The organism is Actinoplanes sp. NBC_00393 (assembly GCF_036053395.1).
In the GTDB taxonomy this organism is placed as follows: domain Bacteria; phylum Actinomycetota; class Actinomycetes; order Mycobacteriales; family Micromonosporaceae; genus Actinoplanes.
On record NZ_CP107942.1, the window covers coordinates 2,272,128 to 2,297,161 of the forward strand.

The 25,034-nt window shown below is 71.4% G+C and carries 24 protein-coding genes and 1 pseudogene; 10 read left to right on the forward strand and 15 right to left on the reverse strand.

Annotated features, from left to right (window positions below):
• Positions 1-99: 99 nt before the first annotated feature.
• From OHA21_RS10385 to OHA21_RS10395, 3 genes are all read right to left on the reverse strand, one after another.
• On the reverse strand, positions 100-2,895 hold the full coding sequence (locus OHA21_RS10385) for a S8 family serine peptidase (protein WP_328472626.1): 2,796 nt from the start codon (positions 2,893-2,895) through the stop codon (positions 100-102).
• Positions 2,896-3,030: 135 nt separating this feature from the next.
• A complete protein-coding gene (locus tag OHA21_RS10390; RefSeq protein WP_328472628.1) occupies positions 3,031-5,037 on the reverse strand; it encodes a hypothetical protein in 2,007 nt (668 codons plus the stop codon).
• A complete protein-coding gene (locus tag OHA21_RS10395; protein WP_328472630.1) occupies positions 5,034-6,275 on the reverse strand; it encodes a YqgE/AlgH family protein in 1,242 nt (413 codons plus the stop codon). The genes OHA21_RS10390 and OHA21_RS10395 overlap by 4 nt, the downstream gene beginning before the upstream one ends.
• A gap of 45 nt (positions 6,276-6,320) precedes the next feature.
• Here OHA21_RS10395 and OHA21_RS10400 point away from each other — a divergent pair, with 45 nt between their 5' ends.
• The 6 genes from OHA21_RS10400 (at position 6,321) to OHA21_RS10425 (ending at position 13,205) form a co-directional block, all read left to right on the forward strand.
• On the forward strand, positions 6,321-6,773 hold the full coding sequence (locus OHA21_RS10400) for an NUDIX hydrolase (protein WP_328472632.1): 453 nt from the start codon (positions 6,321-6,323) through the stop codon (positions 6,771-6,773).
• Positions 6,774-6,991: 218 nt separating this feature from the next.
• A complete protein-coding gene (locus OHA21_RS10405; RefSeq protein WP_328472634.1) occupies positions 6,992-7,990 on the forward strand; it encodes a S1C family serine protease in 999 nt (332 codons plus the stop codon).
• Positions 7,991-8,010: 20 nt separating this feature from the next.
• Complete coding sequence (locus OHA21_RS10410; RefSeq protein ID WP_328472636.1) at positions 8,011-10,905, forward strand: BREX system ATP-binding domain-containing protein; 2,895 nt, start codon at positions 8,011-8,013, stop codon at positions 10,903-10,905.
• Positions 10,906-10,972: 67 nt separating this feature from the next.
• A complete protein-coding gene (locus OHA21_RS10415; RefSeq protein WP_328472638.1) occupies positions 10,973-11,392 on the forward strand; it encodes a VOC family protein in 420 nt (139 codons plus the stop codon).
• Positions 11,389-12,453, forward strand: coding sequence for a serine hydrolase domain-containing protein (locus OHA21_RS10420; RefSeq protein ID WP_328472640.1), 1,065 nt, complete (start codon positions 11,389-11,391; stop codon positions 12,451-12,453). The genes OHA21_RS10415 and OHA21_RS10420 overlap by 4 nt, the downstream gene beginning before the upstream one ends.
• Entirely contained in the window at positions 12,450-13,205 is a 756-nt protein-coding gene (locus tag OHA21_RS10425) for a class I SAM-dependent methyltransferase (RefSeq protein ID WP_328472642.1), read from the forward strand. The genes OHA21_RS10420 and OHA21_RS10425 overlap by 4 nt, the downstream gene beginning before the upstream one ends.
• Here OHA21_RS10425 and OHA21_RS10430 read toward each other — a convergent pair.
• From OHA21_RS10430 to OHA21_RS10445, 4 genes are all read right to left on the reverse strand, one after another.
• Complete coding sequence (locus OHA21_RS10430) at positions 13,189-13,635, reverse strand: SRPBCC family protein (protein ID WP_328472644.1); 447 nt, start codon at positions 13,633-13,635, stop codon at positions 13,189-13,191. The two genes, OHA21_RS10425 and OHA21_RS10430, sit on opposite strands and share 17 nt — an antisense overlap.
• Positions 13,635-13,973 carry an ArsR/SmtB family transcription factor gene (locus OHA21_RS10435; protein ID WP_328472646.1) on the reverse strand — a complete coding sequence of 113 codons (339 nt, stop codon included), beginning with the start codon at positions 13,971-13,973 and terminating at the stop codon, positions 13,635-13,637. Before OHA21_RS10435 ends, OHA21_RS10430 begins: the two co-directional genes overlap by 1 nt.
• Positions 13,970-14,431: an SRPBCC family protein gene (locus OHA21_RS10440; RefSeq protein WP_328472648.1), complete on the reverse strand. Its 462-nt coding sequence runs from the start codon at positions 14,429-14,431 to the stop codon at positions 13,970-13,972. Before OHA21_RS10440 ends, OHA21_RS10435 begins: the two co-directional genes overlap by 4 nt.
• Before the next feature lie 89 nt (positions 14,432-14,520).
• Positions 14,521-14,655 carry a hypothetical protein gene (locus OHA21_RS10445; protein WP_328472650.1) on the reverse strand — a complete coding sequence of 45 codons (135 nt, stop codon included), beginning with the start codon at positions 14,653-14,655 and terminating at the stop codon, positions 14,521-14,523.
• A 287-nt stretch (positions 14,656-14,942) separates the two neighbouring features.
• Here OHA21_RS10445 and OHA21_RS10450 point away from each other — a divergent pair, with 287 nt between their 5' ends.
• A complete protein-coding gene (locus OHA21_RS10450) occupies positions 14,943-15,074 on the forward strand; it encodes a hypothetical protein (RefSeq protein WP_328472652.1) in 132 nt (43 codons plus the stop codon).
• Between the two features lie 1,435 nt (positions 15,075-16,509).
• A pseudogene (locus OHA21_RS10455) lies at positions 16,510-16,611 on the forward strand (helix-turn-helix domain-containing protein); the annotation flags it as partial.
• A 3-nt stretch (positions 16,612-16,614) separates the two neighbouring features.
• On the opposite strand, the gene OHA21_RS10460 reads toward OHA21_RS10455, so the two are convergent.
• Positions 16,615-17,070 (reverse strand): hypothetical protein, encoded by a 456-nt coding sequence (locus OHA21_RS10460; protein WP_328472654.1) that lies wholly within the window; start codon positions 17,068-17,070, stop codon positions 16,615-16,617.
• A 147-nt stretch (positions 17,071-17,217) separates the two neighbouring features.
• On the opposite strand from OHA21_RS10460, the gene OHA21_RS10465 reads away from it, so the two are divergent.
• Positions 17,218-17,517: a hypothetical protein gene (locus tag OHA21_RS10465; RefSeq protein WP_328472656.1), complete on the forward strand. Its 300-nt coding sequence runs from the start codon at positions 17,218-17,220 to the stop codon at positions 17,515-17,517.
• On the opposite strand, the gene efeB is transcribed toward OHA21_RS10465, so the two are convergent.
• The 3 genes from efeB to efeU are packed head-to-tail and all read right to left on the reverse strand — an operon-like array spanning position 17,510 to position 20,680.
• A complete protein-coding gene (efeB, locus tag OHA21_RS10470; protein WP_328472658.1) occupies positions 17,510-18,712 on the reverse strand; it encodes an iron uptake transporter deferrochelatase/peroxidase subunit in 1,203 nt (400 codons plus the stop codon). The genes OHA21_RS10465 and efeB overlap by 8 nt on opposite strands.
• A 2-nt stretch (positions 18,713-18,714) precedes the next feature.
• Positions 18,715-19,839 (reverse strand): iron uptake system protein EfeO, encoded by a 1,125-nt coding sequence (gene efeO / locus OHA21_RS10475; protein ID WP_328472660.1) that lies wholly within the window; start codon positions 19,837-19,839, stop codon positions 18,715-18,717.
• Complete coding sequence (gene efeU / locus OHA21_RS10480; RefSeq protein WP_328478365.1) at positions 19,832-20,680, reverse strand: iron uptake transporter permease EfeU; 849 nt, start codon at positions 20,678-20,680, stop codon at positions 19,832-19,834. The genes efeO and efeU overlap by 8 nt, the downstream gene beginning before the upstream one ends.
• A 138-nt stretch (positions 20,681-20,818) precedes the next feature.
• Here efeU and OHA21_RS10485 point away from each other — a divergent pair, with 138 nt between their 5' ends.
• Complete coding sequence (locus OHA21_RS10485) at positions 20,819-21,745, forward strand: M56 family metallopeptidase (RefSeq protein WP_328472663.1); 927 nt, start codon at positions 20,819-20,821, stop codon at positions 21,743-21,745.
• A 441-nt stretch (positions 21,746-22,186) separates the two neighbouring features.
• Here OHA21_RS10485 and OHA21_RS10490 read toward each other — a convergent pair whose 3' ends face one another.
• The 4 genes from OHA21_RS10490 to OHA21_RS10505 form a co-directional block, all read right to left on the reverse strand.
• Positions 22,187-22,555, reverse strand: a complete 369-nt coding sequence (locus tag OHA21_RS10490; protein WP_328472665.1) for a BlaI/MecI/CopY family transcriptional regulator — start codon at positions 22,553-22,555, stop codon at positions 22,187-22,189.
• A gap of 22 nt (positions 22,556-22,577) precedes the next feature.
• On the reverse strand, positions 22,578-23,060 hold the full coding sequence (locus OHA21_RS10495; RefSeq protein WP_328472667.1) for a hypothetical protein: 483 nt from the start codon (positions 23,058-23,060) through the stop codon (positions 22,578-22,580).
• 133 nt (positions 23,061-23,193) lie between these two features.
• Positions 23,194-24,009 carry an ABC transporter ATP-binding protein gene (locus tag OHA21_RS10500; RefSeq protein ID WP_328472669.1) on the reverse strand — a complete coding sequence of 272 codons (816 nt, stop codon included), beginning with the start codon at positions 24,007-24,009 and terminating at the stop codon, positions 23,194-23,196.
• Entirely contained in the window at positions 24,006-25,031 is a 1,026-nt protein-coding gene (locus tag OHA21_RS10505) for a FecCD family ABC transporter permease (protein WP_328478367.1), read from the reverse strand. Before OHA21_RS10505 ends, OHA21_RS10500 begins: the two co-directional genes overlap by 4 nt.
• Between the last annotated feature and the right edge of the window lie 3 nt (positions 25,032-25,034).

Genomic DNA, 25,034 nt, shown 5'->3' on the forward strand with positions numbered 1-25,034 from the left:
TGCCTCGTACCGGCACAACCCACTCACCCGAACAGCATCGTTCGATCGGCCGACCACGGGACTGTCCGGGCGTGCCGCGGCACGCCCGGACAGTCCCGGTCAGGCCGGCTCGAAGCCGGTCAGGTGCAGCGAGACCGCCCGGATCGACCCGCGGTCGGCGTTCGCCCGGTCGGTGACCCGGAACGTCCACGTCCCGTTCACCGGGGACAACCGCAGGGACGTCAACGGTTCGTTCGGCCGCCAGGTGCCGGTGTACGGGGCCTGGCTGGACTGCACCGAGGTGAACGGCGCTGCCGCGGCGTCGTCGAAGACCACCTGGCACAGGTTGTTGCCGTTGCCGCCGCTGCGGGAGAACAGGGTGGCGGTCCGGCCGTCCGGTGCGGTCAGCGTGCCGACCAGGTCGCCGACGAAGGTGTGGTCGATACCCACCGTCGGTGAGGCCGCGGTGTCGTTGCACTCCGTGCCGTCGACCGAGAAGGTCAGCGACGAGGCGTAACCGACCGCGCCGACGTCCACGGTCACCGCGGCGCCGGTCGGGTCGTTGTCCGGGATCGGGACCACCGGCCCGGTGTAGGCGAAGTCCTGGACCGTCGCCGACGGCTGTCCGGTCGGTACGACCGCGGTGCTGGTGGTCGGCGACAGGACACCGGCGAACGTGGTCCGGACCTGCAGGGTGACCGGCCGGCCGAGCGGGTAGTCGGCGGCCAGCCGCAGGGTGTAGTTGCGCGACTTCGTCGCCCCCGCCGCGATGTTGCCGTAACCGGCGGCGCGCGGTGTCACCGTCGCCCGCGGGTCGTCCGTGTCGACCACGACGTTGACGCCGGTGGCCGTACCGTCGCCGCTGTTGGTCACGGGCAGCGCGACCGTCGCCTGCTCGCCGGGCTCCAGGTACGCGTCGCCGTCGCCGGTGGCCGGGGTGACCGTCGGTGTGCCGGCCCGCACCAGCGGCTGCGGCGTGGCGCCGGTGTTGCGCAGCACCAGATCGGCGCGGATCACGCCGTACCCGGTGCGGTTGTCGGGTCCGGCCGGCGCCAGGTCGAGCGCGGTGCCGGTGAGCGCGGCCCGGATCTCGGTGTTGGTCATCCCCGGGTTGCCGGACAGGGCCAGGGCGGCGATCGCGGCGGCGTGCGGCGCCGACGCCGAGGTGCCGAAGAACGGCGCGAAACCGGAGACCGAGGTGGTCACGCCGTCCGCCGCGGTGATCTGCGGCTTGGCGCGTACGGTTCCGCCGGTCGAGCTGAAGTCGCCCGGGGTGATCGGGGTGCCGTCCGCATTGAAGAAGATCCGGCGCGGTCCGTCCGAGGTGAACCGTTCCGGCTTGGACTGCCGGGTGTGCACGTTCGGATACGGCCCGGCCGGGTTCGGCGGGTCGCCGTCCTCCAGGTCGAAGTCGAGCGGGTCCTTCGCCGGGGTGGCGGCGACCGAGAAGGCGTTCTCGGCGGCGCTGTGCCCGCGGGTCACCCCGGGGGTGGAGAAGCCCTTGAGCCCGTCGGCCGAGTCGACGAACCGGCCGCGGAACGCGGTGAGCTGCAGGTACCGGCCGGCGCCGGCGAACTTCACCACGGCGAGCCGCTGACCGGCGCCGAGGTTGGTGCCGAGGATCTCGAACGGGTCGTCGTCGCCGTTCTGCACGTCCTGCGAGAAGTCCGTCACGTTGCCGAGCCGGTCGAGCAGGTACAGGTCGTAGTCGTTCGCCGAGCCGAGCAGCGGGTCGGCCCACCAGAGCGTGACCACCCGGTCGGCGCTGTTCGGCGAGAGCGGGTTGAAGATCTGTACGCCCGCGCCCGGGTCGAAGTCGTGCGCGGTGCCGGCGAACTTGCCGACCCCGAGGCCCGAGTCGGCGAAGTCGCCCTCCCAGTTGCCGGAGGTGCCGTCCAGGGTGTTTCCCTCGTTGCCGGCCGAGCTGAAGTAGAACGCGCCGTCCGCGGTGACCGCGTTGACCGCCTGCGCCGGCAGCCCGTCCTGGAACGGGCTCTCGTGGTAGTACACGACGTCGTCGACGATGATGTCGCAGCCCGCCGTGAAGCGCAGCGCGCGGATGTTCTCCGCGAAACTCTCCTCGCTGGTGAAGGCGGTCGCGAAACCGAGCTTCGCGTTCGGGACCAGGTCGTGGAGGATCTCCAGCATCGCGGTGCCCTCGTCGCCCGAGCCGTCCTGGCCGGTCAGCACGTCGACGTCGGCGGGCAGGTCGCCGGTGGCCTGCGACTCGGCGAGCGAGTCGACCCCGTCGGACAGGGCGCACACCTTGACGCCGGTGCCGGTCACCTTGTGCCGGGTGCGGGCGGTGTCGGCGGCGTGCGTACGGTCGCCCTCGGAAACCACCGATCCCTGACTGCTCGCCGCGACCCGCGGCGAAGCTTGCGCCGCTCGCACCGCGGTCTCGATCCGGACCGCCCTGGCCTCCTTCGACTCGGCGGCCGGCTTGTCCTTGGGATTCACCTGCCGGCCGCTGATCAGGCCGCGCCGGGCGTTGACACCGGTGACGTCCGGCCAGGCGGCGATCGTGGGCAGGGCCGTCACCGGGGCCTCGACGAGGACGGTGCCGGTCTTCGCCGACGGGAACCGGATCCCCGCGCCGGCCTGGCGCAGCCGGGAGAGCAGGCCGGCGTCGACGCGGTCGGCGTGCACCTCCACCTCGGTCGTACCCCTGGCGGTGACCTGCACGCCGGTGGCCAGTTTCGGCAGGGCGTTCGTGGCCGCCTTGTTGCTGCGCTTGCGCAGCTCGACGGCGAGACGGCTGTCGAGCTTGCGTTCGGTCGCGGACAACGATTTCTTGAACTGCTGGAGTGCGGCGATCTGCGCGTAGGCGCGCTCCGCCGGGTCGGTCGGTGCCTGCGCGTTCGCTCGGGGGGCCACCAGGCCCACCAGGGTGACACCGACCGCGAAGACGGTCACCGAGCGCCGAAGATGAGGTCTGCTGAATCCGTCCAATGCCCTGGCCCCCCACTGACATCCATCGATTCGATGTTCATGGATGCTATACGCGTGGTGGTGAGATGGATACAGTCCGCGACCCGTTGGGGCCACCCGTCATTCCGGTTCGCCGAGGAACCAGGCGGAGATCCGCCGGGCCAGCGGATCCGCCAGCCCGGGATCCTCCGCCAGCGCCGCCACGACGTCCTGCCAGACGCTGAAGCTGCGGCCCGCGAGTTCCGCACCTCCGCCGCCGCGCAGATAGGCGGGCAGCAGAAACGCGTGCTCCACCATCCAGGGCAGGTACCGGTCCGGGCGGCGCCAGTGCTCCCGGGTGACCGCCCGTTCGATCATGCTCTGCAGGTCCCGGTGGTGCTCCCAGCGGGTCAGCCCGGAGTTGAGCGTCAGGTTCTCGATGCCGGGGTGGTAGAGGTGCCGGGTCCGTTCGCCGCTCACCTTCTGCCGGTGCTGCCAGAAGAAGAGCTCGTCGATCCCGGCCAGCGTCATCACCTCGCTGCTCGGCCGGTAGAGCAGCTTGGTGTGGTAGAGCGACCAGATCGCCGGCGCGGTCAACAGCCGGTGCGCGCCATGGGCACGTAACAGCTCCAGGATCTGGGCGGCCTCCTCCGGCCGGCTCTCCAGCTCCTCGATCGGCAGGATCTTCGCGGCCCGGAGCGCGTCGTAGACGCTCGGCTTCCACTGGCCGTAGTACTCCTGCAGCACCGGCCAGGGCCGGGTGGGCCGCTCCCGGTGCGGACGTTGCAGGCGTTCCTCCTCCTCGATCCACGCCCGCAGCGGAATGATCTCCGGTGGCTGCGCCTGCGGGATCATGCTGAACCAGACCCGCACCCGCTCCGCGAAGGCCGGCCGCAACCACTCGGGGTACGGGCCGAAGTCGTCCAGCACCAGCACCACATGGACGCCGTGCGCCGACAGGGCGGCCGCGGCGAGGGCCTGCACCATGTGGATCACTGACGGGTCGCGCAGCCGGACCGGCCAGAACAGCAGGGACGGTGGCGGCGAGGCGGGCAACTCGAGCCGCCACCGAAAGCGTTTGTCCAGTTGGCTGAGCAGATCGGCGGCGCTCTCCGCGGGCGTGCGCAGCGGTATCGCCCGGAGCAGGCGGTGCAGGCTGGGCTGCTCGTGGAAGCGCGGCCGGGGAGTCTCCAGGAGTGGTGGCGTCTTCCGGTTCTCCGGCAGCAGCCGGGCAGCCAGGTCCTCGAGCAGCCGGCCGCTTTCCACGCCGTGGTGAACCGTGACCGCGTCGCCGGCCTCGATCCGCGGCTCCCGGTAGCCGTGTTCCTCGGGCACGGCCCACCCGACCCGGGCGCCGTCCGACACGGCGGCCCGCAGCGCCTGCACGAGGACCGGATCGGCGTCGTGGACGCCGATCACGCAGATGGTCGCGCCGGCGAGCGTCTCGCGCAGCCGGCCGGCGACCGGCTCCGGCAGGCGATCACCTCGGCGATCCGCCACCTGCGGCCATGGCTGCTCATTCGACAGCGGGCGCCAGTACCCGAGCAGATGTACCACCGGAATGGCGCCGGATCCGGCGCCCGGACTCTCCGGGGCGACCGGCTCGGCGGCCAGTCCGACCTGACCGAGCGCCACCTCGATGGCCGGATCCAGGCGGGTGGTCAGCAGGCCGGCGCCGAGTCGGTCCGGGAAGGCGGCGGTGAGCCGGGCAAGGGCCTGCAGACCCGGATCCACCTGCCAGGAGGCGGCGTCGAGCTCGACGATCCGTCCCATCTCCGCATTGACCAGCCGGCCCGGGCGGGCGTCAGCCGACGGCTCGGCGCTGTCCGGTCGGTACGACTCCAGCACGGTCCGCTGCACGACCAGGCCGAACTCCTCCGGGCCGAGCCAGTCGTGGAAGGCGGTGCGGTACGCCGCGTACCGGGCCGGCAGGTCGGCGATGCGCTGAGCCCAGGCGATCTCGGCCTGGAGTTCGTCGTTGCGCAGCCGGCGCACGTGCTCCTCGGCGGCCTGAAGCACCCGGGCCGACCAGGGCGGCGGCGCGGCCCGCAGGTCCGGGCCGATGATCAGCACGAGGGGTCCGGCAGGCTCGCGCAGTTCGCGGCTCAGACGATCGAGCAGTTCGATCCTGCCGGCGAACCGGGTCACCTGTCCTCCTGACTCAACGCGATCCCCAAGGCTTGCGGTGTGACATAACCGTGATCGATGAGCCGGCCGTCCGCCAGCTCCGCCTCCAACTGGCCCGGTCCCCATCCGAAGTAGCCGACGAACAGGCGCAGCTGCACCCCACTGGCCCGGGCATGCCGCGGATTCGCCACCAGATCGAGCACCCCGACCCGGCCGGCGACGGGCCGGAAATCCGGGGGAGCGGTGCCGTCCTCGGCGACCACTGCCAGCCCGATCGCCTCCTGCCGGGCCAGCGGGCCGCCGTCGAACAGCACCCGCGGCTCGGTCGCGATCTCCGCCCACTCGGCGAGGAACCGGTGGACCGGGCGATCGGTGGGCGCGTCGACGCGTACGGCCACCGCGCCGACGTCCGGCTGGTGCTCCAGGACCAACAGCCAAGCGGTCCGCTCCGGATCGATCGAGCCGTCGGTGCTGGCCAGCAGATGGCCGATCAGGCCGAAGCCGGCCCGGTGCGCCGCGTTGCGGACCAGAAGCACACCGGAGTTGTGCTCGCGCAGCTCAGGCAACGGCAGGTTCCGCGCGGCCAGGGCGCCGCGCACGACACGCCAGAGGGTACGCAGATCGAGCGGGTCGGGCCCGTCCGGCAGCCCCGCCCGGATCGTCCGGATCAGCTCCCCGGTGAAGGCGGTGTGCACCTCGTCCGCCGGTGCGAACGCCACCCCGGTACGGGACGTGGCAGCGAACACCGCCGCCTGATCGATCCGCAGTTCCACCCCGTCGCCGCCGGCCATGATCTCCAGCGCCCGCGCGGCGTAGCAGCAGTCGAGGATGACGACGCGGCGCGCGGCGGCGCTGTCCCGGACCCGCCTGCGCAGCAGGGAGTACGCGAACGAGGTGGTACTGAGCAGCGATCTCTCGGTGGTCCGCAGAGCGAGCTGGAGCGTGCCGTCGTCGTCCAGGATGCCGTGACCGGCGAAGTACACCAGCAGTTGCCCGTCGTGGCCGACCTCCATGGCGGCGTCCCGCAGGGCGCTGTCGACCTCGCTGGGCTGGGCCGGGTTCAGCAGGACACGGCAGCGTTCGTCCGGCAGACCCCAGTAGACGGTGTCGGTGAGGATCGCACGCAGATCGACGAGGTTCTGCTCGACGGCCGGCAGCTTGTTCAGGGCCTTGGCGTCGTATTCCGCGGTGCCGATCAGAACGGCGTACGACTGATTCGGATCCGGCATGGACGGACGGGTCGCGCGGGGGCCCACCATGCCGTCAGCGTAGGCGACCGCCGCCCTGCCGTATTCTCGGCGGGCGTGACTGATCAACCGGTGCACCCGGTGGACGTGCTGCTCCTGCTCACCCGCGGCGATCAGGTCCTGTTGGCGTTGCGAGCCGACACCGGGTACGCCGACGGGCAGTGGAATCTGCCGTCCGGAAAGCTGGAACGCGGCGAGGACGCCCTGACCGGCCTGGTCCGCGAGGCTCGGGAGGAGATCGGGGTACGGCTGGAGCCCGCGGAATTGCGTATGGCGACCACGGTGCACCGGCTCAACAACTCCGGCATCGGCCGGCTCGGGCTGGCGTTCACGGTCGAGCACGAGCCGACCCGGCACGGCGAACCGGTCAACGCCGAGCCGCACAAGTGCGCCGCGATCGCCTGGTTCCCGGCGGACGCGCTGCCGCCGAACACGTACCCGTCATCGGCGGTCTGCGTGCAGGCCTTCCGCGCCGGCGACCCCTTCGTCCTGAGCGGGTGGACCCGATGACCGACCTTCCGGCGGACGCCTTGCAGTTGCTCACCGGTTCCGGTGTTCCGGATGAGATCGAGGGGATGTGCCTTCCGGACCGGCGAGGCCTGGTGGGCGTACGTCTACGAGGAAGTCTCGGACGGCGTCCGCCTGCCGGGGGAGTAATCCCCACTTGATCCACCGGCTCGCGATCATCGCGATAGCGTCCCTTTTGAGCCTATTTAAGGGGGAAACGCATGCGTGGCACGGGTTGGCCGGTGGCCGGAGCGATCGGGGCGGTTCTGCTGTCCGGTGTGCTCACCGCGGACAGACCCGCACCAGCGCCGGCGCCGGCCAGGACCACTCCGGTGGTGGACGTGGTGGCCCGGCTCGAACCGTCCGTGGTCACCATCCACACCGCTACCGGCGGGCAGGGCAGCGGTGTCGTCTACCGCGCCGACGGGGTGATCGTCACCAACGAGCACGTGGTCGGCGGCGCCAAGAGCGTCACCGTGTCGTTCGCCGACGGAACCCGCACCGCCGGCCAGGTCACCGGCATCGACAAGATCACCGACCTGGCCGTGGTCAAGGTGCAGCGGACCGGGTTGCCGGCTGTCACGGTACGCCCGGACCTGCCCCGCGAAGGCGAGACCGCGATGGCGATCGGCAGCCCGCTCGGCTTCGAGAACACCGTGACGCTGGGCATCATCTCCGGCCTCGGACGGCAGATTCCGGCCACCACCGCCGGAGGCCGCCCGATGGTGGAACTCATCCAGACCGACGCGGCGATCTCACCCGGCAACTCCGGTGGCGCGCTGATCGACCGGTGGGGCCGGCTGGTCGGGATCAACGAGGCCTACATCCCGCCGACGGCCGGTGCGGTGTCCTTGGGCTTCGCCATCCCGGCGAGCACCGTGGTCGACGTGACCGAACAGCTGCTGGCGAAGGGGTCGGTGGCGCACCCGTACCTCGGGGTCTCGGCCAACTCGCTCACCGCGCCGGTCGCGCAGGCGCTCGGCATGAAGGTCAGCTCCGGGGCACTGATCCGCCAGCTGGAGCAGGGCGGACCCCTGGCCGCCGCGGGCGCCCAGGCCGGCGACGTGATCGTCCGGTTCGGAGAGCGGCCGGTGACCGGCGCCGGCGATCTCAACGTCGTCATGCGCGCCATGCACCCGGGCAACACCGTGAGCGTCGTGGTCAACCGTGCCGGCGTGGTGCACACACTGCAGGTGAAGCTGGGCACGCTCAGCAAGTAACGCCGGCGGATAATGGCCGCATGCGCCAGGTGCTCTGCCCCGTGCTGGTCGGCCGGGAGCAGGAGATCCAGGTCCTGCTCGACGGCCTCGACCGGGTGGCCGGCGGGCACGGCGGCGTGGTGTTCCTGGCCGGGGAAGCCGGGGTGGGCAAATCCCGGCTGCTGCGTGAGCTGTCGCGTCGGGCGGGCGAGCACGGCCGGACCGTCCTGACCGGCCGGGCCGTCGCCGGTGGGGTGCCGGTCGCGTTCCGGCCGCTCGCCGAGGCCGTCCTGGGTGGGCTGCGGGGAAGCGGAGAGCCGGATCTGCCCGAGGTGCGGCCGTTCCAGGCCGCACTCGGCCGGCTCGTTCCGCAGTGGCGCACACCGGAGCCGGTCGCCGAATCGCCGCTGGTTCTCGGCGAGGGCTTGGTGCGGCTGCTCCACGGGCTTGGAGCGCGAGGCGCGGGAGGCGCGCGAGGCGCGCGCGGCGCGGGAGGCGCGGGAGGCCCGCGCGACGCGCGAGGCTGTGTTCTGTGCCTGGAGGATCTGCACTGGGCCGACCAGGAATCCCTGACCGTCCTGGAGTATCTGGCCGACAACGTGGCCGGCGAGGGCATTCTCGTGGTCGGCACGCTGCGCGCCGATGAGGACAGTCCGGGCCGCGCCCTGGTGCGCACACTGGTCGACCGCCGGGCGGCCCGGCTGGTCGAAGTGACACGCCTGGACGGCGACGCAACCCTGCGGCTGGCACGAGCCTGCCTCGGAGCGACGACGCTGCCGGCGCCGGTCGAGGCGTTCCTCACCGACTCCGCCGACGGCCTGCCGTTTCTCATCGAGGAGCTGCTCGCCGGACTGGTCGGCGCCGGCGCGCTGGTGGAGCAGGACGGCCACTGGTCAATGACCGGCCCGCTCGGCGGCCGGGTGCCGCCGACCTTCGCCGACGCAGTGGCCCGGCGGATGGATACGGTCGATGGGCGTACCCGTGCGGTGCTGCATGCCGCTGCCGTGCTCGGCCGGCGCTTCGACTGGAAGCTGCTGCCGGCCGTGACCGATGAGGATCAGCGTCTGGTGTCTGCCGCGCTGCGGCAGGCGGTGAGCGCGCAGCTGCTCACCGCGCGCCCGGACGGCTTCCAGTTCCGGCATGCGCTGACCAGGGACGCGGTCCTCGCCGGGCTGGCCGCGCCGGAGCGGGCAAGAATAGCCGCGCGGGCGCTGACCGTTGTCGAACAGCTGGATCCCGCGCTGGCCGCCGACCTGGCGGAACTCGCCGGTGACCGCGGGCGGGCCGCGGAACTGCTGCTCACCGTGGGCCGCCGGGCGACCGAAGCAGGCGCCCTGGCCACCGCGGAGACGACGTTGCGCCGGGCCCGGGAACTGGCGTCCGACGAGCTGCGGATCGCCGTACCCGTTGATGATGCGCTGATCGACGTGCTGGCGCTCTCCGGCCAGGTGGACCGGGCCGTCGACCTCGGTGGCCGGCTGCTGGGCCGGCTGGACCTGGCCGAGCGGCTGCCGGCCGGCGGCGCCGAGCTGCATCTGCGGCTGGCGCGCGCCGCGCTGACGGCCGGCCGGTGGCGGACGGCGGCCGGGCACATCGACGCCGGCCGGCCGCGGCCCGGCCTCGCCGACGTCCTGGATGCGCAGGTCGCGCTGGGGGAGGGACGCCTGGAGCAGGCGGCGCGACTGGCCGCTACCGCCCTTGACGAGGCCGAGCACGCCGGTCTGCCCGCGGTGGCCTGCGAGGCTCTGGAGGTCGCCGGCCGGGTCGCCCGGCAACGTGACCTCGACGCCGCAGAGAAGGCGTTCACGACGGGCCTCGCCGTGGCCACCGCCCACGGCCTGGAGCTCTGGCGGCTGCGTGCCCTGCACGAGCTCGGCACCGTCGACCAGTTGCGCACCGAGAGCGTGGACCGCCTGCGGCAGGCCCGCGACCTCGCCATCGACGTGGGGGCGCTCGCCCTGGTCGCCACCCTGGACCTGCAGATCGCCGCCGGACTGCTCAAACAGTTCCGGCCTCGGGAGGGCGAAGCTGCTGCCCGCGACAGTGTGGTCGCGTCGCGCCGGCTACGCCTGGCCACCCTGCCGATGGCGCTCGTTCTGGAGGCCACCGCGTACGCCCAGACCGGCCGATCCGAGCAGATGGCGGACTGCCTCGCCGAGGCGCTGACCCTGGCACCCGACGACCTGGACGTGCAGGGCAGCGCCTGGGGACACTGCCGAGCCACCGCGTCCCTGCTCGCCGGCGACCGCACCCGGGCGCTGGCCGAGATGGCGACCGGCGCGCACTACCTGCAGCAGTCACCGGCCACCGTCGCCCCACCTTTCCTCGGCCTGCGCGTGCTGCTGCTGGCGGTGGCCGGCGACGACGACACCGCCTGCCGGGAAGCGGCCCGGCTGCGCGCCTCGTCCGCGATCCGCCATCGCATCGTGGCCAGCCTGCTCGGCTATGCCGAGGCGGTGCTGCACGGGCGTACCGCACCCGCCGGTGCGCTGTTCCACCGGGCCGACGCGGAGATGGGGCCGCTGGTCGCCTGGTATCAGCAGTACGCCCGGATGCTGACCGCCGAGGCCGCCCTCACCGACGGCTGGGGCACACCGGTGCCCTGGCTGCGGGAGGCGGCCGCCTACTTCGCCGCCCGCGCCAACCAGCAGATCGCCGCGGCGTGCCGTGCCCTGCTCCGCCGCGCCGGGGCACCGGTGCCACGGCCCGGGCCGGCCGACCCGGTCGTGCCCGCTCAGCTGCGGGCGCTGGGCGTCACCCGCCGGGAGTCCGACGTGCTCGCGCTGGTCGCGGAGGGCCTGACCAACCAGGAGCTCGCGGCTCGGCTGCACCTGTCGCCGCGTACCGTCGAGAAGCACGTGGCCGGCCTGCTCAGCAAGACCGGCTGTCGCCGGCGCACGCAGTTGGCTGGGTATTTCGCGCGACTGTCCGGGTAGTTCCGCACGCCGGGTTCGGGTAGTCCTCCCGACGCGCGTGCGGCCGGCGGAAGGCCACGCTCGGGACATGTTTCCCGCGACCGTTCATCACATCGCCCTGACCGTTACTGATCTGTCCGCCAGCCGCGCCTGGTACCAGCGGCTGCTGGGCGCCGGCCCCACCCTCGACGAGGACGTCGCCGCTCTGCCCGGTCATCACGACGGCTTCCACCACACCCTGTTCGTGCTTCCCGGCGGCACTGTCCTCGCCCTGCACGCCCACAAGCACACCGAGCCCGCGGACCGTTTCGATGAGCGGCGCCCCGGCCTCGACCACCTCGGCTTCACCTGCGCCGACCGCGCCGAGCTCGAACGCCTGCGCGCCCGGCTCGACGAACTCGGCATCGCGCACGGCGGCATCGCCGACGACGAACTCGGCCACGGCCTCGCCTTCCGCGATCCCGACAACACCGCCCTGGAGTTCTGGGCGCCGCGGAGCCCGTCATGAACGAGATGTTGCAGCGGGTGGTCTCCAGCGGCGCGGCGCCGCACATCGCCGGCATGGCCGCCGACCGCGGCGGCGTCATCTACGAGGGCGCCGCCGGTCCGGTCACCGTGGACAGCGTCTTCCGCATCGCATCGATGACCAAGATGATCTGTACGGTGGCCGCGCTCCAGCTGCGCGACAGCGGCGACCTGGACTTCAGTGCGCCGGTCGAGGCCTACTGCGGCGACTTCGCCTCGGTCCAGGTCCTTGAGAACAACCATTTGCGTACGCCGAACAGCCGCGCCACCGTGCATCAGCTCGTCACCCACACCTCCGGCCTGTCCTACGGATTCTGGAACGCCGCTCTCGCCGGCTGGGACGACGACCTGTTCACCGCCCCGATGGTCGCCGACCCCGGCACCACCTTCGAGTACGGCATCAGCACCGACTGGCTCGGCCGGGTGATCGAGGCGGTCAGCGGCCAGTCCCTCGACAAGCACCTGGCCGAACACATCCTGACCCCGCTCGGCATGGACTCCACCACCTTCGTCCTCGACGAGGAGCAGCGGGCCCGGTGCGTGCCGGTCCACGTCAAGAACGACGACGGGACCTGGTCCGCCACCGACTTCGACTGGGATCAGCAGCCGGGCCGGTTCGCCGGCGGCCACGGCCTGTACTCCACACCCCGCGACTACCTGCGATTCCAGCGGATGCTGCTCGGCGGCGGCACCCCGATCCTGGACCCGGCGACAGTGCGGGAGGCGTTCCGCAACCAGATCGGCGACCTGTGGTTCCCGGCCACCATCCGGACCGCCGACCCGGCGTGGAGCTGCGACTTCCGGCCCGGCTCCGGCATGAAGTGGGGCTGGGGCCTGCTCCTGAACACCATCGGACAGCCCGGCATGCGCAGCGCCGGCAGCGGCGGCTGGGCCGGAGCGTTCAACACCTTCTTCTGGATCGATCCCGCCGCCGGGATCACCGGCGCCCTCTACATGCAGACGCTGCCCTTCCTCTCGCCCGACGCGCTGCGCGTCTACGCCGACTTCGAACGGGCCGTCTACGCCCGGAAGGGAGATCGATGATGGGCACGCTGTGGGACGCCGCGCCGTGGGACTTCGCCGAGGTGTGCGAGCCGTTCACCCGGCCGCTGTACGAGGCCGCGCTCGCCGCGGCGGAACCACTCGCCGGCCGGCGGCTGCTGGACGTGGGATGCGGCGCCGGGGGAGCGCTGGCGCTGGCGGCCGGGTACGGCGCCGAGGTCACCGGCCTGGACGCGTCCGAGCCGATGCTCGCGGTGGCCCGCGAGCGCCTGCCGGCCGCCGACCTGCACGTCGGCGACCTGCAGGACCTGCCGTTCGGCGACGGCGTCTTCGCCGTGGTGACCGCGTTCAACGCGGTGCAGTACGCCGCCGACCCGGCCGCCGCGGTCGCCGAACTGGCCCGGGTGACCGGTCCGGGCGGCCTCGTCGTGATCGGCGTCTGGGCCGGGCCTGAACGCTGCGAGACCGAGGCCCTGTTCCAGCGCATCCGCGCGCTGGTTTCGGCCGCCGGCGACCCGCTGGCGCTGTCGGCTGCCGGCGTGGTGGAGCAGTTGCTGGTCACGGCCGGGCTGACCGTGACCGGCTTCGGCGAAGTGCCGTGCCCGTTCACCTACCCCGACCTGGAGACCGGGTGGCGCGGCCAGTCGTCGATCGGCCCGCTGCGCCGGGCGATCGATGTCGCCGGCGAGAGCGCCGTCCGGGAGGTCTTCGCCGAGGTCCTCGCAGGTCATCGACAGCCGGACGGCAGCTACCGCCAGGACAACGTGTTCCGTTACGTCAGTGCCAGTCGCTGATCTGTACGTCCCGTGGGGCCGGCGCGCCGTCGCCGGTCTCCACCAGCGACTTGAGACTCAGCAGGTAGGACGCCCACTTCGTGCTGCAGTGATGCATGAACTCGACCGGCTCGGCCCAGCCCCGGTGCTGGAACAGTACGATCGTCCAGTCGCCGTCCTGGCGCAGCTGCCAGTCGATCGTCGTGCCGATCCACTCCTCCGGGCCGTCGACCACCCGCCAGCTGACCTTCTCGCCGGGTTTGGCCTCCAGAACCTCCATGTCGAAGCCGCCGACCGGCGGGAACCGGAACTGCAGGACGCCACCGACGTCCGCGTTGCCCTTCGTGTCGTCGGTCCACCAGCCGGCCAGGCCGTCGACCGTGGTGAGTGCCTCGTACACCTTCTCCGGCGCCGGGGTCCGCATCCCGACGCGGTGCAGAATGTCCGCCATCAGTCCTGTCCCTTCTGTTGGATCGCCTCGGCGATCCGCTTGATCCGCTGCAGGCGGGCGTCCCACGCCTCGCCGACCGACGCCAGCTGGGCGGCGGCGCGGGCGAGCTGGGCGTCGTCCACCCGGTACTGCTTCTCGCGTCCCGCCGCGGTGCCCCGGACCAGACCGGCGCGTTCCAGCACGACGAGGTGTTTGGCGGCGCCCTGACGGGTCACCGCCAGCTGCTGACCGAGCCGGGTGGCGGTGCCGCCGCCCTCGGTGAGCAGCAGGTCGAGCATCCGGCGCCGCGTCGGGTCGCCGATCGCGGACCACAGCGCGTCGTCGACGGCGGTGCTCACGGCCGCACCCGCAGCGTCGCCACGTACGGCGCCAGCCGCCCCAGGAAGTAGGTCCAGCCGGAGACGTGATCCCGGTACTGCTCCTCGAGGACGGCCACCTCCCAGCCCATCTCGCGGAACCCGGACTCGGTCATCCGCAGCAGCGTCCCGTCGCCCGACGGCACCAGCTCGAACGTGACCAGCAGCGAGTTGCCCTCGGCGGGAACGTCGCCCTGCGGATGCGTCCACCGGAACGAGAACCGCCGCGGCGGCTCGGCGTCGACGACGGTGAAGGCCACGACCTTGCCGCCGGCGTTGCAGTCGCCGAACACGATCTGCCCGCTCGACCCGGGCGTGGGGTCGTAGTCGGCGTCGTCCGGCCACCAGTGCTTGAGGTGCTCCGGCTCGCTCACCACCGGAAAGACGATCTCCGGCGGCGCTTCGATGTAGATCTCGCGCTCGATGGTTCCGAACTCCATCAGACCCTCCCGCAACCTTTGGTTGCGGATGAGGTTAGTCGCGCCGACCGATTAGCGCAACCATTGGTTGCTCGTCGTGTCGGAGAGCGCTACCGCCGGGGCTGCGGCCGAGGCCCTCGCCCCGATCCGGGCAGGATGCGGTCCAGCAGGCTCTCCAAGACCGGCCCGGCCACGATCAGCACCGCCAGCACAAGCAGGATCAGGCAGATGAACAGCGACGTCATGTCGTCCTCCCCAGTGGTTGCTCCGCCGGGCCGTCACCTCATGGTGCGGCCCCGGACGCCCGGCGGTACAGGGCCGTTCGGCACTGAGGTGAACGGTCGATGTCCCGGGAGGGTGACGCTGTTTCCCGTCAGAGTCCGGATTTGCGCCGCGCTCCGACCAGCGTGTACTTCATCCGGGCGGCCCCGCGCGCCGACCACGCGGAGTAACACAGCGCCGTGGCCGCCGACCCTGCCGACGCGACAGCGCCGATGGACAAGATGACCACGGTCGTCCAAGGTGGATGACCATGGCGGTGTCGAGCTGTGTGGTCACCTTCAGGCACGGCGAGAAGGTGTTCGGCGCCGGCGTTCTGATCAACCGGCGCTTCGTGCTGACCGCATCTGGACGGGACGGTGGTCGCGGCGTCGGTCCCTTATGAGTGCGAGCGCGGCGAGACCGTTGACGCGCTGCAGCTGAAATGCCGGCAGCACCTCGGCGACTACGGCGGATATTCGGGCAGCCCGGTGGAGAAGCAGTTCGAGCAGCATGCCGAGCTCATCGGATTGCTGGTCGAGCAGTACTTCGATCGGGAATCACCGAACCGGGCGGCCAATGTGCTGTTCGCCGCGACCATCCGGGGTGCCCTGCAGCGTTTCCGGACGTTCGACGTCAGCCACCTGGCCGCAGTGCTCGGAATCAGCGTGCCGGTGCCGGAGGGCGAGGTGCTCGGCCGCGCGCACCTCTACACCGCCGCGCTGCTGGATCGCCTCGGGATGCCGGAGGAGGCTGACCGGGTGGCCCGGACGGTTGCCGAGCTGAGCGACGGCGCCGACGCCGCACTGGCCGGCAACTGGCGTGCGGTGCTGGCTGCCGGCCGCGGGCGGCTGACCGAGGCCGACGAGATTTTGCGGGACGTCGCGGCCGGCACGCCCCTCGGCCTGGTCAATCTGGTCGCGGTCCGCCTCAACGCCGGGGACTTCGAGGGCGCCCGGGAACTGATCCACCGGATTCGCAACGACGGCATCGGCACCGACGACCCGCGCAGCGACGTCCTCCTGGCCATCCTGGAGATCCAGCTCGAGCGGGCCGGCGCCTCCCCGGCCTCCCTCGCGGACGCCGTCGGGCAGCTGCGCTCGATCGTCGGCGGCGCCCTGAACGATCCCGACCTCGCCGGCCTCGACGAAGTCCGCCTGCTCGCCCATCTGGCGCTCGCGGAGTTCGACCTCGCGAAAGCCAGGGGCACCCAGCGCGACATGGTCGGGGCCGCGGACACGGCGACACTCATGACGCAGGTGCTGACGGCCACGTTCGGGCTGGAGCACCGGGCGGCGATCGTGCTGCGGACGAGAGCCGCGGTATCCGACTTCGAGGTCGCCTGCGAGTCGGGCCGGCCCGACACGGCTGCCGCAGCCATCGCGACGCTCCGGGAATGCCATCACTTCATCTGTACGGCGTTCGGCGAGCAGGACCGCAGGGCGGTGACGCTGACCGCGAACATCGCCACGGCCCGCCTCGAATACGCCAGGATGGTGCGTTCCGTGGCAGCCGCGCAAGAGGCGTTCGAGGCGCTGAGCGAGGCGAATGTCCAGGTCGGACGGCTGCTCGGACCGGCTCATCCGACGGCGGTCACGGTCGCGACCAATCTCGCCTCGGCGGCGTCCGACCTGGCGCGCATCACGGACTCCGAGTCACAAGCCCGAGAGGCCGCAGATCTGCTGGAGGCCGCAGCCGACAGGTCGCGGGAGCTGTTCGGTGCCGGCCACCCGTCGGTGACCATCGTCGAACGCGAACTGGCGGTGTGCCGCGCGTTTCTCGACAGCGACGAGGACCGCGGTGGTGGGCAGGCGTTGCGGACCAAGACGCGGACCACGCTGGCGAGCCCGCGCGGTTCGTACGGATTCGTTCATCGGATCTTGACCGAATCCGGGGTTCAGCTGCGAGAACGCGGTGGCGCGCGGCGCCGCAAGAAGGCGTGAGGCTCAAGCCTGCCCGGCGCTGTTGCGGTGTTCGAGCCACTCGCGGTAGTGGGCGTCCTGCTGCTCGACCGTGCCGATCGTGTGCAGCTCGGCCTCGGCGAACGTGTTGACGAGATGCTTGCGCTCCACATCGCGGCCGATCTCCATGATGTAGACGCGGCTCGCGGCGACCATGTTGCGGATCATGCCGGTCGGGTAGGCGTCGGTGCGCGCGCCCTGGACGGCGATCACCAGGCCTTGGCGTTCCAGCTCGAGGCGGACCTGCTGCAGCGCGTCGAACAGGTCGCGCCCGCTGCGGTGGACCGGTTCGTCCGGCCCGTCGAGTTCGATGTCGAAGGTGCAGAAGTCGGCGTGCCGCTTCCAGCGCAGGGCGCACATAACCTTGTGATTGCCGCGGTAGACGGGGACTTCGAGTTCACGTACTTCGACGACGGGATTGCCAGGCGGGCGAATTGTCATCGCTCTGCGCTCCTGTCCGATGCGGGACCGTCAACCTATCGCAGCCGGACGGGTGGCGTCCCGCCGTGCACGTCCGGAGCATTGCCCATGATCAACTGTCCGGATACTTTTCCTGGTCTCAGGCAAATCGGGGACAGGAACGTACGCATGCATGACGCACTCGGACAAATCGCGAACGCGGCTGAGCGCCTCGGCGTCGACGAGCAGAGTGTCCGCGACCTGCGTCACCGGCTCAGTGGCATGCCGCTGGCCTACCGGGCCGGCTACACCACGTCCGCGGTCCAGTCGGCGCTGGTCCGGGCCGCGGTCGCGCACGACGCCGACTGTGCCCGCCGCGACTGCGCCACCTGCGACGGGCTCCGTGCCGGCCTGACCGTTGCCCTGGCCGGCACCCGGCTGATGGTCGACGAGGAACTGGCCGAGATGTTCGAGGCGCCGGTCAGCTGAACAGGGCGCGACCCCAGTAGTCGCCGGCGCCGGATACCCCCGGCGGGCAGGCGAACAGCGCGCTGGACACGTGCCGGACGTACTCGTTCATCTCGTCGCGGGCGGCCAGGCTGCGCTGGACCGGGATGAACGCGGTACGCGGATCGCGCTGGTAGGCGATGAAGAACAGTCCGGCATTGAGCCGGCCGAGCCCGTCGGACCCGTCGACGAAGTTGTAGCCGCGGCGCAGCATCCGTGCCCCGTTGTTGGTGTCCGGGTGGGCGAGCCGCACGTGGGCCACCTCGGCCAGCAGCGGCTGACCGTCGGCGCCGACCGAGGTGAAGTCGACGTCGTCGAACTCGTCCTCCATGCCGAGCGGGGCGCCGCTGCCCTTGGCCCGGCCGATGATCATCTCCTGTTCGGCCAGCGGCGAGCGGTCCCAGGTCTCGACGAGCATGCGGACCTTGCGGGTGACCAGGTACGACCCGCCGGTCATCCAGTCCGGCCCGTCACCCGGCTGCACCCAGAGGTGCTCGCGCAGCAGATCGGTCTGCTCGGCCTTGAGGTTGCGGGTGCCGTCCTTGAACCCGAACAGGTTGCGCGGGGTGGCCTGGCCCGTCGAGGTAGACGCGGTGCGGCCGAAGCCGAGCTGGGACCACCGTACGCTGACCACGCCCATGCCGATGCGGGCCAGGTTGCGGATCGCGTGGACCGCCACCTGCGGGTCGTTGGCGCAGGCCTGGATGCCGATGTCGCCGTCGGACAGGGCCGGGTCGAGGGTGTCGCCGGTGAACTTGGGCAGCGGCGCGAGGGCCGCGGGCTGCTTGGCGGCGAGGCCGAACCGGCGGAGCAGGCCGGGCCCGAAGCCGACGGTGAGGGTGAGGGCGGACGGCGGCAGGCCGATCGCCTCGCCGGTGTCGTCGGGCGGCGCCTCGGGAATGCCGGCGACCGCGCCGATCTCGCCGGCGTCGCGGCCCTGGGTCATCCGGGCGGCGGCCGCCGTCCAGTCTTTGAGGAGCTGGACGAGGCGGTCGCGGTCCTTGGTGATCACGTCGAAGGCGACGAAGTGCAGCCGGTCCTGGGCTGGGGTGACGATGCCGGCCTGGTGTTCGCCGGTGAACGCGACGGCGTCGCTGACCGGGTCCGGCTCGGGCGCGTCACAGGCAGCCAGGGTAGCGGTGCCGGCCAGGGCGAGGACATGACGACGCGAAACCATGATCAGGCCTTCTTCGCGACGACGGCCGCGACCTGGCTGATCGGCTCGGCGAGCGCGTTGATCGCGTCCGACAGTTCCTTGAGGTCGGCCTGGGTGAGGTCGGTGTGCAGCTTCCAGCCGTCACCGGCGCGGTGCTTGCCGAGCGTGGTGTCCACGTTGGCGAACTCGGCGTCCAGCTTGGTGACCAGCTCGGGGGAGCGTTCCTCCAGGACCGGGCGCAACGCGGCGATGGCGGCCTTGGAGCCGTCGATGTTGGCGTTGAAGTCCCACAGGTCGGTGTGCGAGTAGCGGTCCTCCTCGCCGGTGATCTTGCCGCTGGCGACCTCGTCGAGCAGGGCCTTCGCGCCGTTGGCGAGCTGCAGCGGGGAGAGCTTCTCGGCGTTCGCCTTCTGCACGACCTCCTTGACGTCGGTCATCAGCTGGTCGGCGATCGGACCGGACTTCGACACGTCACCGTCGACCCAGAGGTCCTTCTCGATGCGGTGGAAGCCGCCGAACTTCAGGCCCTCCTCGGTGACCTCCTCGCGCCCGTCGATCCGCGGGTCCAGGTCGCCGAAGATCTCCGCGACCGGTTCGATCCGCTCCCAGTAGGTCCGGGAGATCGGGAAGAGCTGCTTGGCCTTCGGGATGTCACCGGCCTTCACCGCGGCCACGAATTCGGCGGTCTTCTCCTCCAGCGCGGTGGTCTGCGATTTCACGTAGCGCGAGTAGCTGGCGGTGGCGGCCAGCAGCGCGGCGTCGTCGGTCAGCGGGGCGGCCGAACCGGAGACGGTCAGCGGGCCCCGGATGCCCTTGCCGATCATGCCCGGTTTGCAGGCGGTCTCGTAGCTGCCGGCCGGCAACTCGACGTGCAGGTTGCGGGACAGGCCCGGGGCGATGTTCTCCACCTCGGCCATCACGCGGTCGCCCGGCGCGTACACATAGAACTCGGTGACCTTGTTGCCGCCGTTGGTAATGGCGAAGACGCTGGTGCCCGCGCCGACCTCGGTCTTGGCGACCTCGCAGGTGGTGTCGGTGGCCTTGACCGGGATCGGGCCTCCGGCGGCCTCGTTCGTGGCGTCCGGCGAACTGCACGCGGCGATCGAGACGGCGGTCGCGAGGGCGAGCACGCGGGAGGAATTACGCACGGGGCTTCTCCAATGGCTGCGGTTCGGGGGCCTGCTTGCGCCCGGTGGGGCGCAGGAAGAGAAAGAGGACGGGTACGGCGTACGCCACCCAGGCGACGACCTCGAGGACGCTGGCGGTGGGGGTGACGTTGAACATGCCGGTCAGCAGCGCGGTGTACCAGGCGGACGGGTCGAGGACGGCGCTGATGTCGTACGCCAGGGTGGTGAGCCCGGGCAGGACGCCGGCCTCCTGCAGGTCGTGCACGCCGTACTTGAGGATGCCGGCGGCGACCAGGATGAGCAGGACTCCGGTGACGGTGAAGAAGACCGTGAGATTGATGCGTACGGCGGTCGCGTACATCAGGAAGCCGATCAGGATCGCGGTCGCGATCCCGCCGAGCAGGGCCCACAGCGGCCCGCCGTTGAGGTTCGCCCCCTGCACCGCGGAGTAGAAGATCAGCGAGGTTTCGAGTCCTTCGCGGACGACCGCGAGGAACGCCATCACCGCCACCGCGATCGAGCCGAGCGCGAGGGCGTCGGCGAGCTTGCCGCGCAGGTCACCGGCGATCGACCGGGCGGCCCGGCGCATCCAGAAGATCATCCAGGTGACGAAGACGACGGCGAGGATCGAGGTGATGGCCTCGAAGAGTTCGCGTTGCTCGTACTCGCGCAGCAGGGTTGTGGAGGTGTAGCTGAGCAGAGCGCCGAAGCCGACGGAGAGCGCGACGGCGACAGCGACGCCGGCCCAGACCTGGGGGAGCCGGTCCCGGCGGTCGGCCTTCACCAGGAACGCGATGAGAATGCTGACCACCAGGGTGGCCTCGAGGCCTTCGCGTAGCCCGATGAGGTAGGTGGCGAGCAAAGGCTCCATGGGTCTCTTCCTGTTTAGGTATGCCTTACCTTGCTTCTACAGACTGTAGATTAGGGTTGGCTTGCCTGACTGTCCAGGGTCACCCGTCCGGTGTGCGAGACTGCGTTCGCGCCGGGAAGGGGGGCCAGGATGTTCGATCACTTCGTCTGGGAGGTGCTGGTCTGCCCGGCGCTGGTCGTCCTGGCGATCCGCTACCTGGCCGACCGGCTGCGCCCCGAAACCGCCGCGACCTTCCTGGTCACCTCGCTGGCCGCCGCGGCCGCCGGCTGCCTGATCACCCTGGTGGCCTTCGGGTTCAAGGCCTTCGCCGAGCTGCCCGCCGCCGGGGCGTTCCTGCACCTCTCCGACGCGTACGTGCGGGCCGACACCGCACGTGAACCCTGGGTCTCCTGGCTGTCCCTGGCGATGGTCGTCGCTGCGCTGGCCGGCCTGGCCAGGGTGGCGCACACCCATCGCCGCGACACCCGGTTCTCCCGGCGCTACCTCGCGCTGCCGGTCGTGGACGGTGACGTGGTCCTGCTCGACGAGGACCGCGCCGAGGCGTTCGCGGTCCCCGGCCCGGCCGGACGCATCGTCGTCACCACCGGCATGCGCGACGCCCTCGACGACCGGCAGTACGCGGCACTGCTCGCCCATGAGCGTGCCCACCTGCGCGGGCGCCATCATCGTCTGGTGCTGCTGGCCCACCTGTCGGCCGCCGTCCACCCGGTGTTCCGGCTGCTCACCCGGCAGGTCGACTACCTCGTCGAACGTGCCGCCGACGAGCGGGCCGCCACCGAACTCGACGACCGCCGCACGGTCGCCCGCGCCATCGGCACGGCTGCCCTCGTCGCCGACCACATCGACCCGCGCCGCAACCTGCGGGTAGCGCCGTCCCGCCAGGACCTACGCCGCGCCGGCGCCGTCCCGCGCCGGGTCGCCTCGCTGATCGCCCCGCGCCGGGCCCGCTCGCTGCTCCCGCTGGCGGTCCCGGTCGCAGTGGCCGCGTTCTCGTTGGTCTGGACCGTCGAATGCGTCGTCGACCTGGGCGAACTGCTCGCTGCCGCCCACGTCTGACACCCGCGCCATCCCGCACCTCCGGCCCGCCTTCGCGGCCCGTCTCCACAAACGGTCCAGCTGGCGCCAACTGTCGTTTCGCGCCCGCGCAAACAGCCGTGGGAGCCAGCTGGTTTGCTCGGCTGGCTCTCAGTGTCGTTTCCCGCCTGGGCAAACAGCCGTGGGAGCCAGCTGGTTTGCTCGGCTGGCGCTGAGTGTCGTTTCGCGCCCGGGCAACAGCCGTAGGAGCCAGCCGGGTTGCCGGCTCGCGCTGTGTCAAAGCCGTAACTCCCAGCCGGGCGATCCTTGAGGCCCTTTTGCGGAGGTCGGCTGGGAGCTGTGGCTGCCTCCAACGGCTTGAAGGGTGCGCAGCTCGCAGCTGGATGATCGAAACGCCGCAAAACACCCGCCCGGCTGTGACTTACTGCTTTGGCCCGGTCCGGATCCCCGCGCCGGATAGCTCTAATCGTCGCTCAGCAGCTGGCGCAGCAGCTCTTCGTCGCCCGGTTGGAGCGCGGCCACGAAACGGCGCAGCACGGTAGCCCGGTCTGTCCCGGCGCCGAGTGCGGCGTTCATCCGCTCGGCTGCCACCGAAGCCTCGTCGGTCAACGGCGCGTACCGGAACGAGCGCCCGTCACGGAAGCGGGCCGCCCTTCCCTTGTCGTGCAGACGGGTCAGGATCGTGACGACCGTGCTGTACGACAGCGGCGAGCCCAGCCGGCCACGGACCTCGCGCGGGGTCAGCGGCTCGGGCGCGGCGACCAGGACCCGCAGCACCTCGGACTCGAGCGCCCCGGCCGGGCGACGCGAGGATTCCTCTTCGGGCGGCACCCGGGCAGCATAGTCGGCCCGGTTAAGGGCAGTCGATCTCCGTGACAGTGGTCTCGGCGCCGGAGGTGTCCGACCAGCCGATCTCGAAGCGCAGGCAGATCGTGATCGTCTCGGCTCCGGTCGGCTGGCCCAGCGCGGTCCCCTCACCGGTGCGGATCATGCGGACGTCGATCCTCCCGTTGGCCGGCCGGCCCGGTGTGCTCGACGAGCTGAGCACGGTGTCGCCGGCACGCTGGAAGCGGGCGGAGAGCCAGGCCACCGACTCCGGTCCCAGGTTGCCCGGGTCGGGGTTCGCCACCTCGAGGTCGCGGACGATCTGCGGCGCCTCGGTCTCGAGCACGTCGTCGCGCGCCCGCTCCGCGCCGGTCGTTCCGCCCAGCAGCTCGCCGAGCACCAGCGGAACGGTCAGCACGCAGGCGAGCACGCCGATGAGGAAGGCGAGAAGCCAGGGCCACATCGGCCGCCGGGCGCGGGAACCCGGCTGGGGCGGCTCGACTGTGAACACGCCACGTTTTGTAGCGCAGCCGCGCCAGCCGGAAAGCCGGCGCAGCAAGACAGCACAGCCGCGCCAGCAAACAGCCGGCGCGGCCGGTCCAGCCACGCCAGCAAAGTAGCCGCGCCAGCCAGGGCGAGGGGTGTTACGAGGCCGCCGGCGTTCGGACGTGGTGACGGCCGATCGGCAGCATCAGCGGGCGCCCCGACACCGGGTCCGGGATCACCTGGCTGTCGAGGCCGAACACCGCGCGTACGCAATCTTCGGTCAACACCGAGGCCGGCTCGCCGGCCGCGTGCAGCCCACCGTCCGCCAGCGCGATCAGGTGGTCCGCGTAGCGGGCCGCCATGTTGAGGTCGTGCAGCACCATCACGATCGTCGTCCCACGATCGGCGTTCAGGTCGGTGAGCAGATCCAACACCTCGACCTGGTGGCTGACGTCCAGGAACGTGGTCGGCTCGTCAAGCAGCAGCAGCTCGGTCTGCTGTGCCAGCGCCATCGCGATCCAGACCCGCTGCCGCTGCCCGCCGGAGAGCTCGTCGACCGAGCGTTCGGCCAGGTCAGCGGTGTGGGTGGCGTCCAGCGCGGCGGCCACCGCACGATCGTCGTCCTTGCTCCACCGCGACAGCAACCGCTGATGCGGATTGCGGCCCCGGCCGACCAGGTCGGCCACCGTGATGCCTTCCGGCGCGATCGGGGACTGGGGGAGCAGCCCCAGGGTGCGGGCCAGTTCCTTGGCCGGCATCTTGTGCACCTGGCGGCCGTCCAGAAGAACATGGCCGGTACGCGGTGCGAGCAGCCGCGACATCGACCGCAGCAGCGTCGACTTGCCGCAGGCGTTGGCGCCGACGATCGCGGTGATCTTGCCGGGCGGCACGAGCAGGTCGAGCGACTCGATGACGACGCGCTCGCCGTAGCCGACGGTCAGTTTCTCCACCGTCAGCGAGTGGTTGGTGGTCACAGCGAGCCTCCCGCGCGGTTGGTGCGGACGAGCAGAAAGATGAGGTACGGGGCGCCGAGCACGCCGGTGATCACGCCCACCGGGAAGCGGGTGTCGAAGGCGAACTGGCCGAGGAAGTCGGCGACCAGCACGAGCAGCGCACCGACCAGCGCGGACGGCACCAGCAGGGAGCCGCCGGGCCCGATCAGGCGGGCCGCGATCGGCCCGGCCAGGAAGGCCACGAACGCGATCGGTCCGGTGGCCGAGGTGGCGAACGCGATGAGACCGACAGCCGCAACGATCGACACCAGCCGCGTACGTTCCAAGCGCGTGCCCAGCGCTGCCGCGGTGTCGTCGCCGAGCTGCAGCATCGTCAGGTTCCGGGCCTGCGACAGCAGCACCGGCCCGAACGCGACCAGCGCGATCAGCACCGGAACGGTCTCGTCCCAGGTGGACCCGTTCAGGCTCCCGTTGAGCCAGCGCGTCGCCGCCTGCAAGTCCCACTGCCCGGCCTGGTTCAGGATGTAGGAGGTGGCGCTGTTGAGCATCGCGGCGATGCCGATGCCGATCAGCACGAGCCGGGTGCCGGCCACCCCGTCCTTGAACGACAGGACGTAGATGATGACCGCGACGCCGAGCGCGGCGACGATGGCGAACACCGACACCCCGGTCTCGCCGAGGTTGAGCACGATGATGGCGAACGCCGCGGCCGCGCTCGCTGCCGAGCTGATGCCGATGATGTCGGGGCTGGCCAGGGGGTTGCGCATCATGGTCTGGAAGGTGACGCCGCCCATCCCGAAGCACAGCCCGGTGGCCAGGGCCAGGACGGTTCGGGGCAGGCGCAACTCGCCGACGGTGAACGAGGCGCCCGGGACGGTCTCGCCGAGGATCACCCGCAGCACGTCGCCGAGCGGGTAGAACGTCTGCCCGACCATCAGCGAGACGACGACCATCACGGCCACCAGCACGGCCAGGACGGTGAGCACCGCCTGCCGCCGGCGGCTGCGCCGGACCCGGCCGCGGGTGACGGCCTCGAGGGTCATGGT

Coding starts and splice junctions, on each gene's coding strand:
- OHA21_RS10395 (WP_328472630.1), bottom strand. CDS start 6,275: ATGGTGGGCCCCCGCGCGACCCGTCCGTCCATGCCGGATCCGAATCAG.
- OHA21_RS10405 (WP_328472634.1), top strand. CDS start 6,992: ATGCGTGGCACGGGTTGGCCGGTGGCCGGAGCGATCGGGGCGGTTCTG.
- OHA21_RS10410 (WP_328472636.1), top strand. CDS start 8,011: ATGCGCCAGGTGCTCTGCCCCGTGCTGGTCGGCCGGGAGCAGGAGATC.
- OHA21_RS10415 (WP_328472638.1), top strand. CDS start 10,973: ATGTTTCCCGCGACCGTTCATCACATCGCCCTGACCGTTACTGATCTG.
- OHA21_RS10420 (WP_328472640.1), top strand. CDS start 11,389: ATGAACGAGATGTTGCAGCGGGTGGTCTCCAGCGGCGCGGCGCCGCAC.
- OHA21_RS10425 (WP_328472642.1), top strand. CDS start 12,450: ATGATGGGCACGCTGTGGGACGCCGCGCCGTGGGACTTCGCCGAGGTG.
- OHA21_RS10430 (WP_328472644.1), bottom strand. CDS start 13,635: ATGGCGGACATTCTGCACCGCGTCGGGATGCGGACCCCGGCGCCGGAG.
- OHA21_RS10440 (WP_328472648.1), bottom strand. CDS start 14,431: ATGGAGTTCGGAACCATCGAGCGCGAGATCTACATCGAAGCGCCGCCG.
- OHA21_RS10445 (WP_328472650.1), bottom strand. CDS start 14,655: ATGACGTCGCTGTTCATCTGCCTGATCCTGCTTGTGCTGGCGGTGCTG.
- OHA21_RS10450 (WP_328472652.1), top strand. CDS start 14,943: ATGGCGGTGTCGAGCTGTGTGGTCACCTTCAGGCACGGCGAGAAGGTG.
- OHA21_RS10460 (WP_328472654.1), bottom strand. CDS start 17,070: ATGACAATTCGCCCGCCTGGCAATCCCGTCGTCGAAGTACGTGAACTC.
- OHA21_RS10465 (WP_328472656.1), top strand. CDS start 17,218: ATGCATGACGCACTCGGACAAATCGCGAACGCGGCTGAGCGCCTCGGC.
- efeB (WP_328472658.1), bottom strand. CDS start 18,712: ATGGTTTCGCGTCGTCATGTCCTCGCCCTGGCCGGCACCGCTACCCTG.
- OHA21_RS10485 (WP_328472663.1), top strand. CDS start 20,819: ATGTTCGATCACTTCGTCTGGGAGGTGCTGGTCTGCCCGGCGCTGGTC.
- OHA21_RS10505 (WP_328478367.1), bottom strand. CDS start 25,031: ATGACCCTCGAGGCCGTCACCCGCGGCCGGGTCCGGCGCAGCCGCCGG.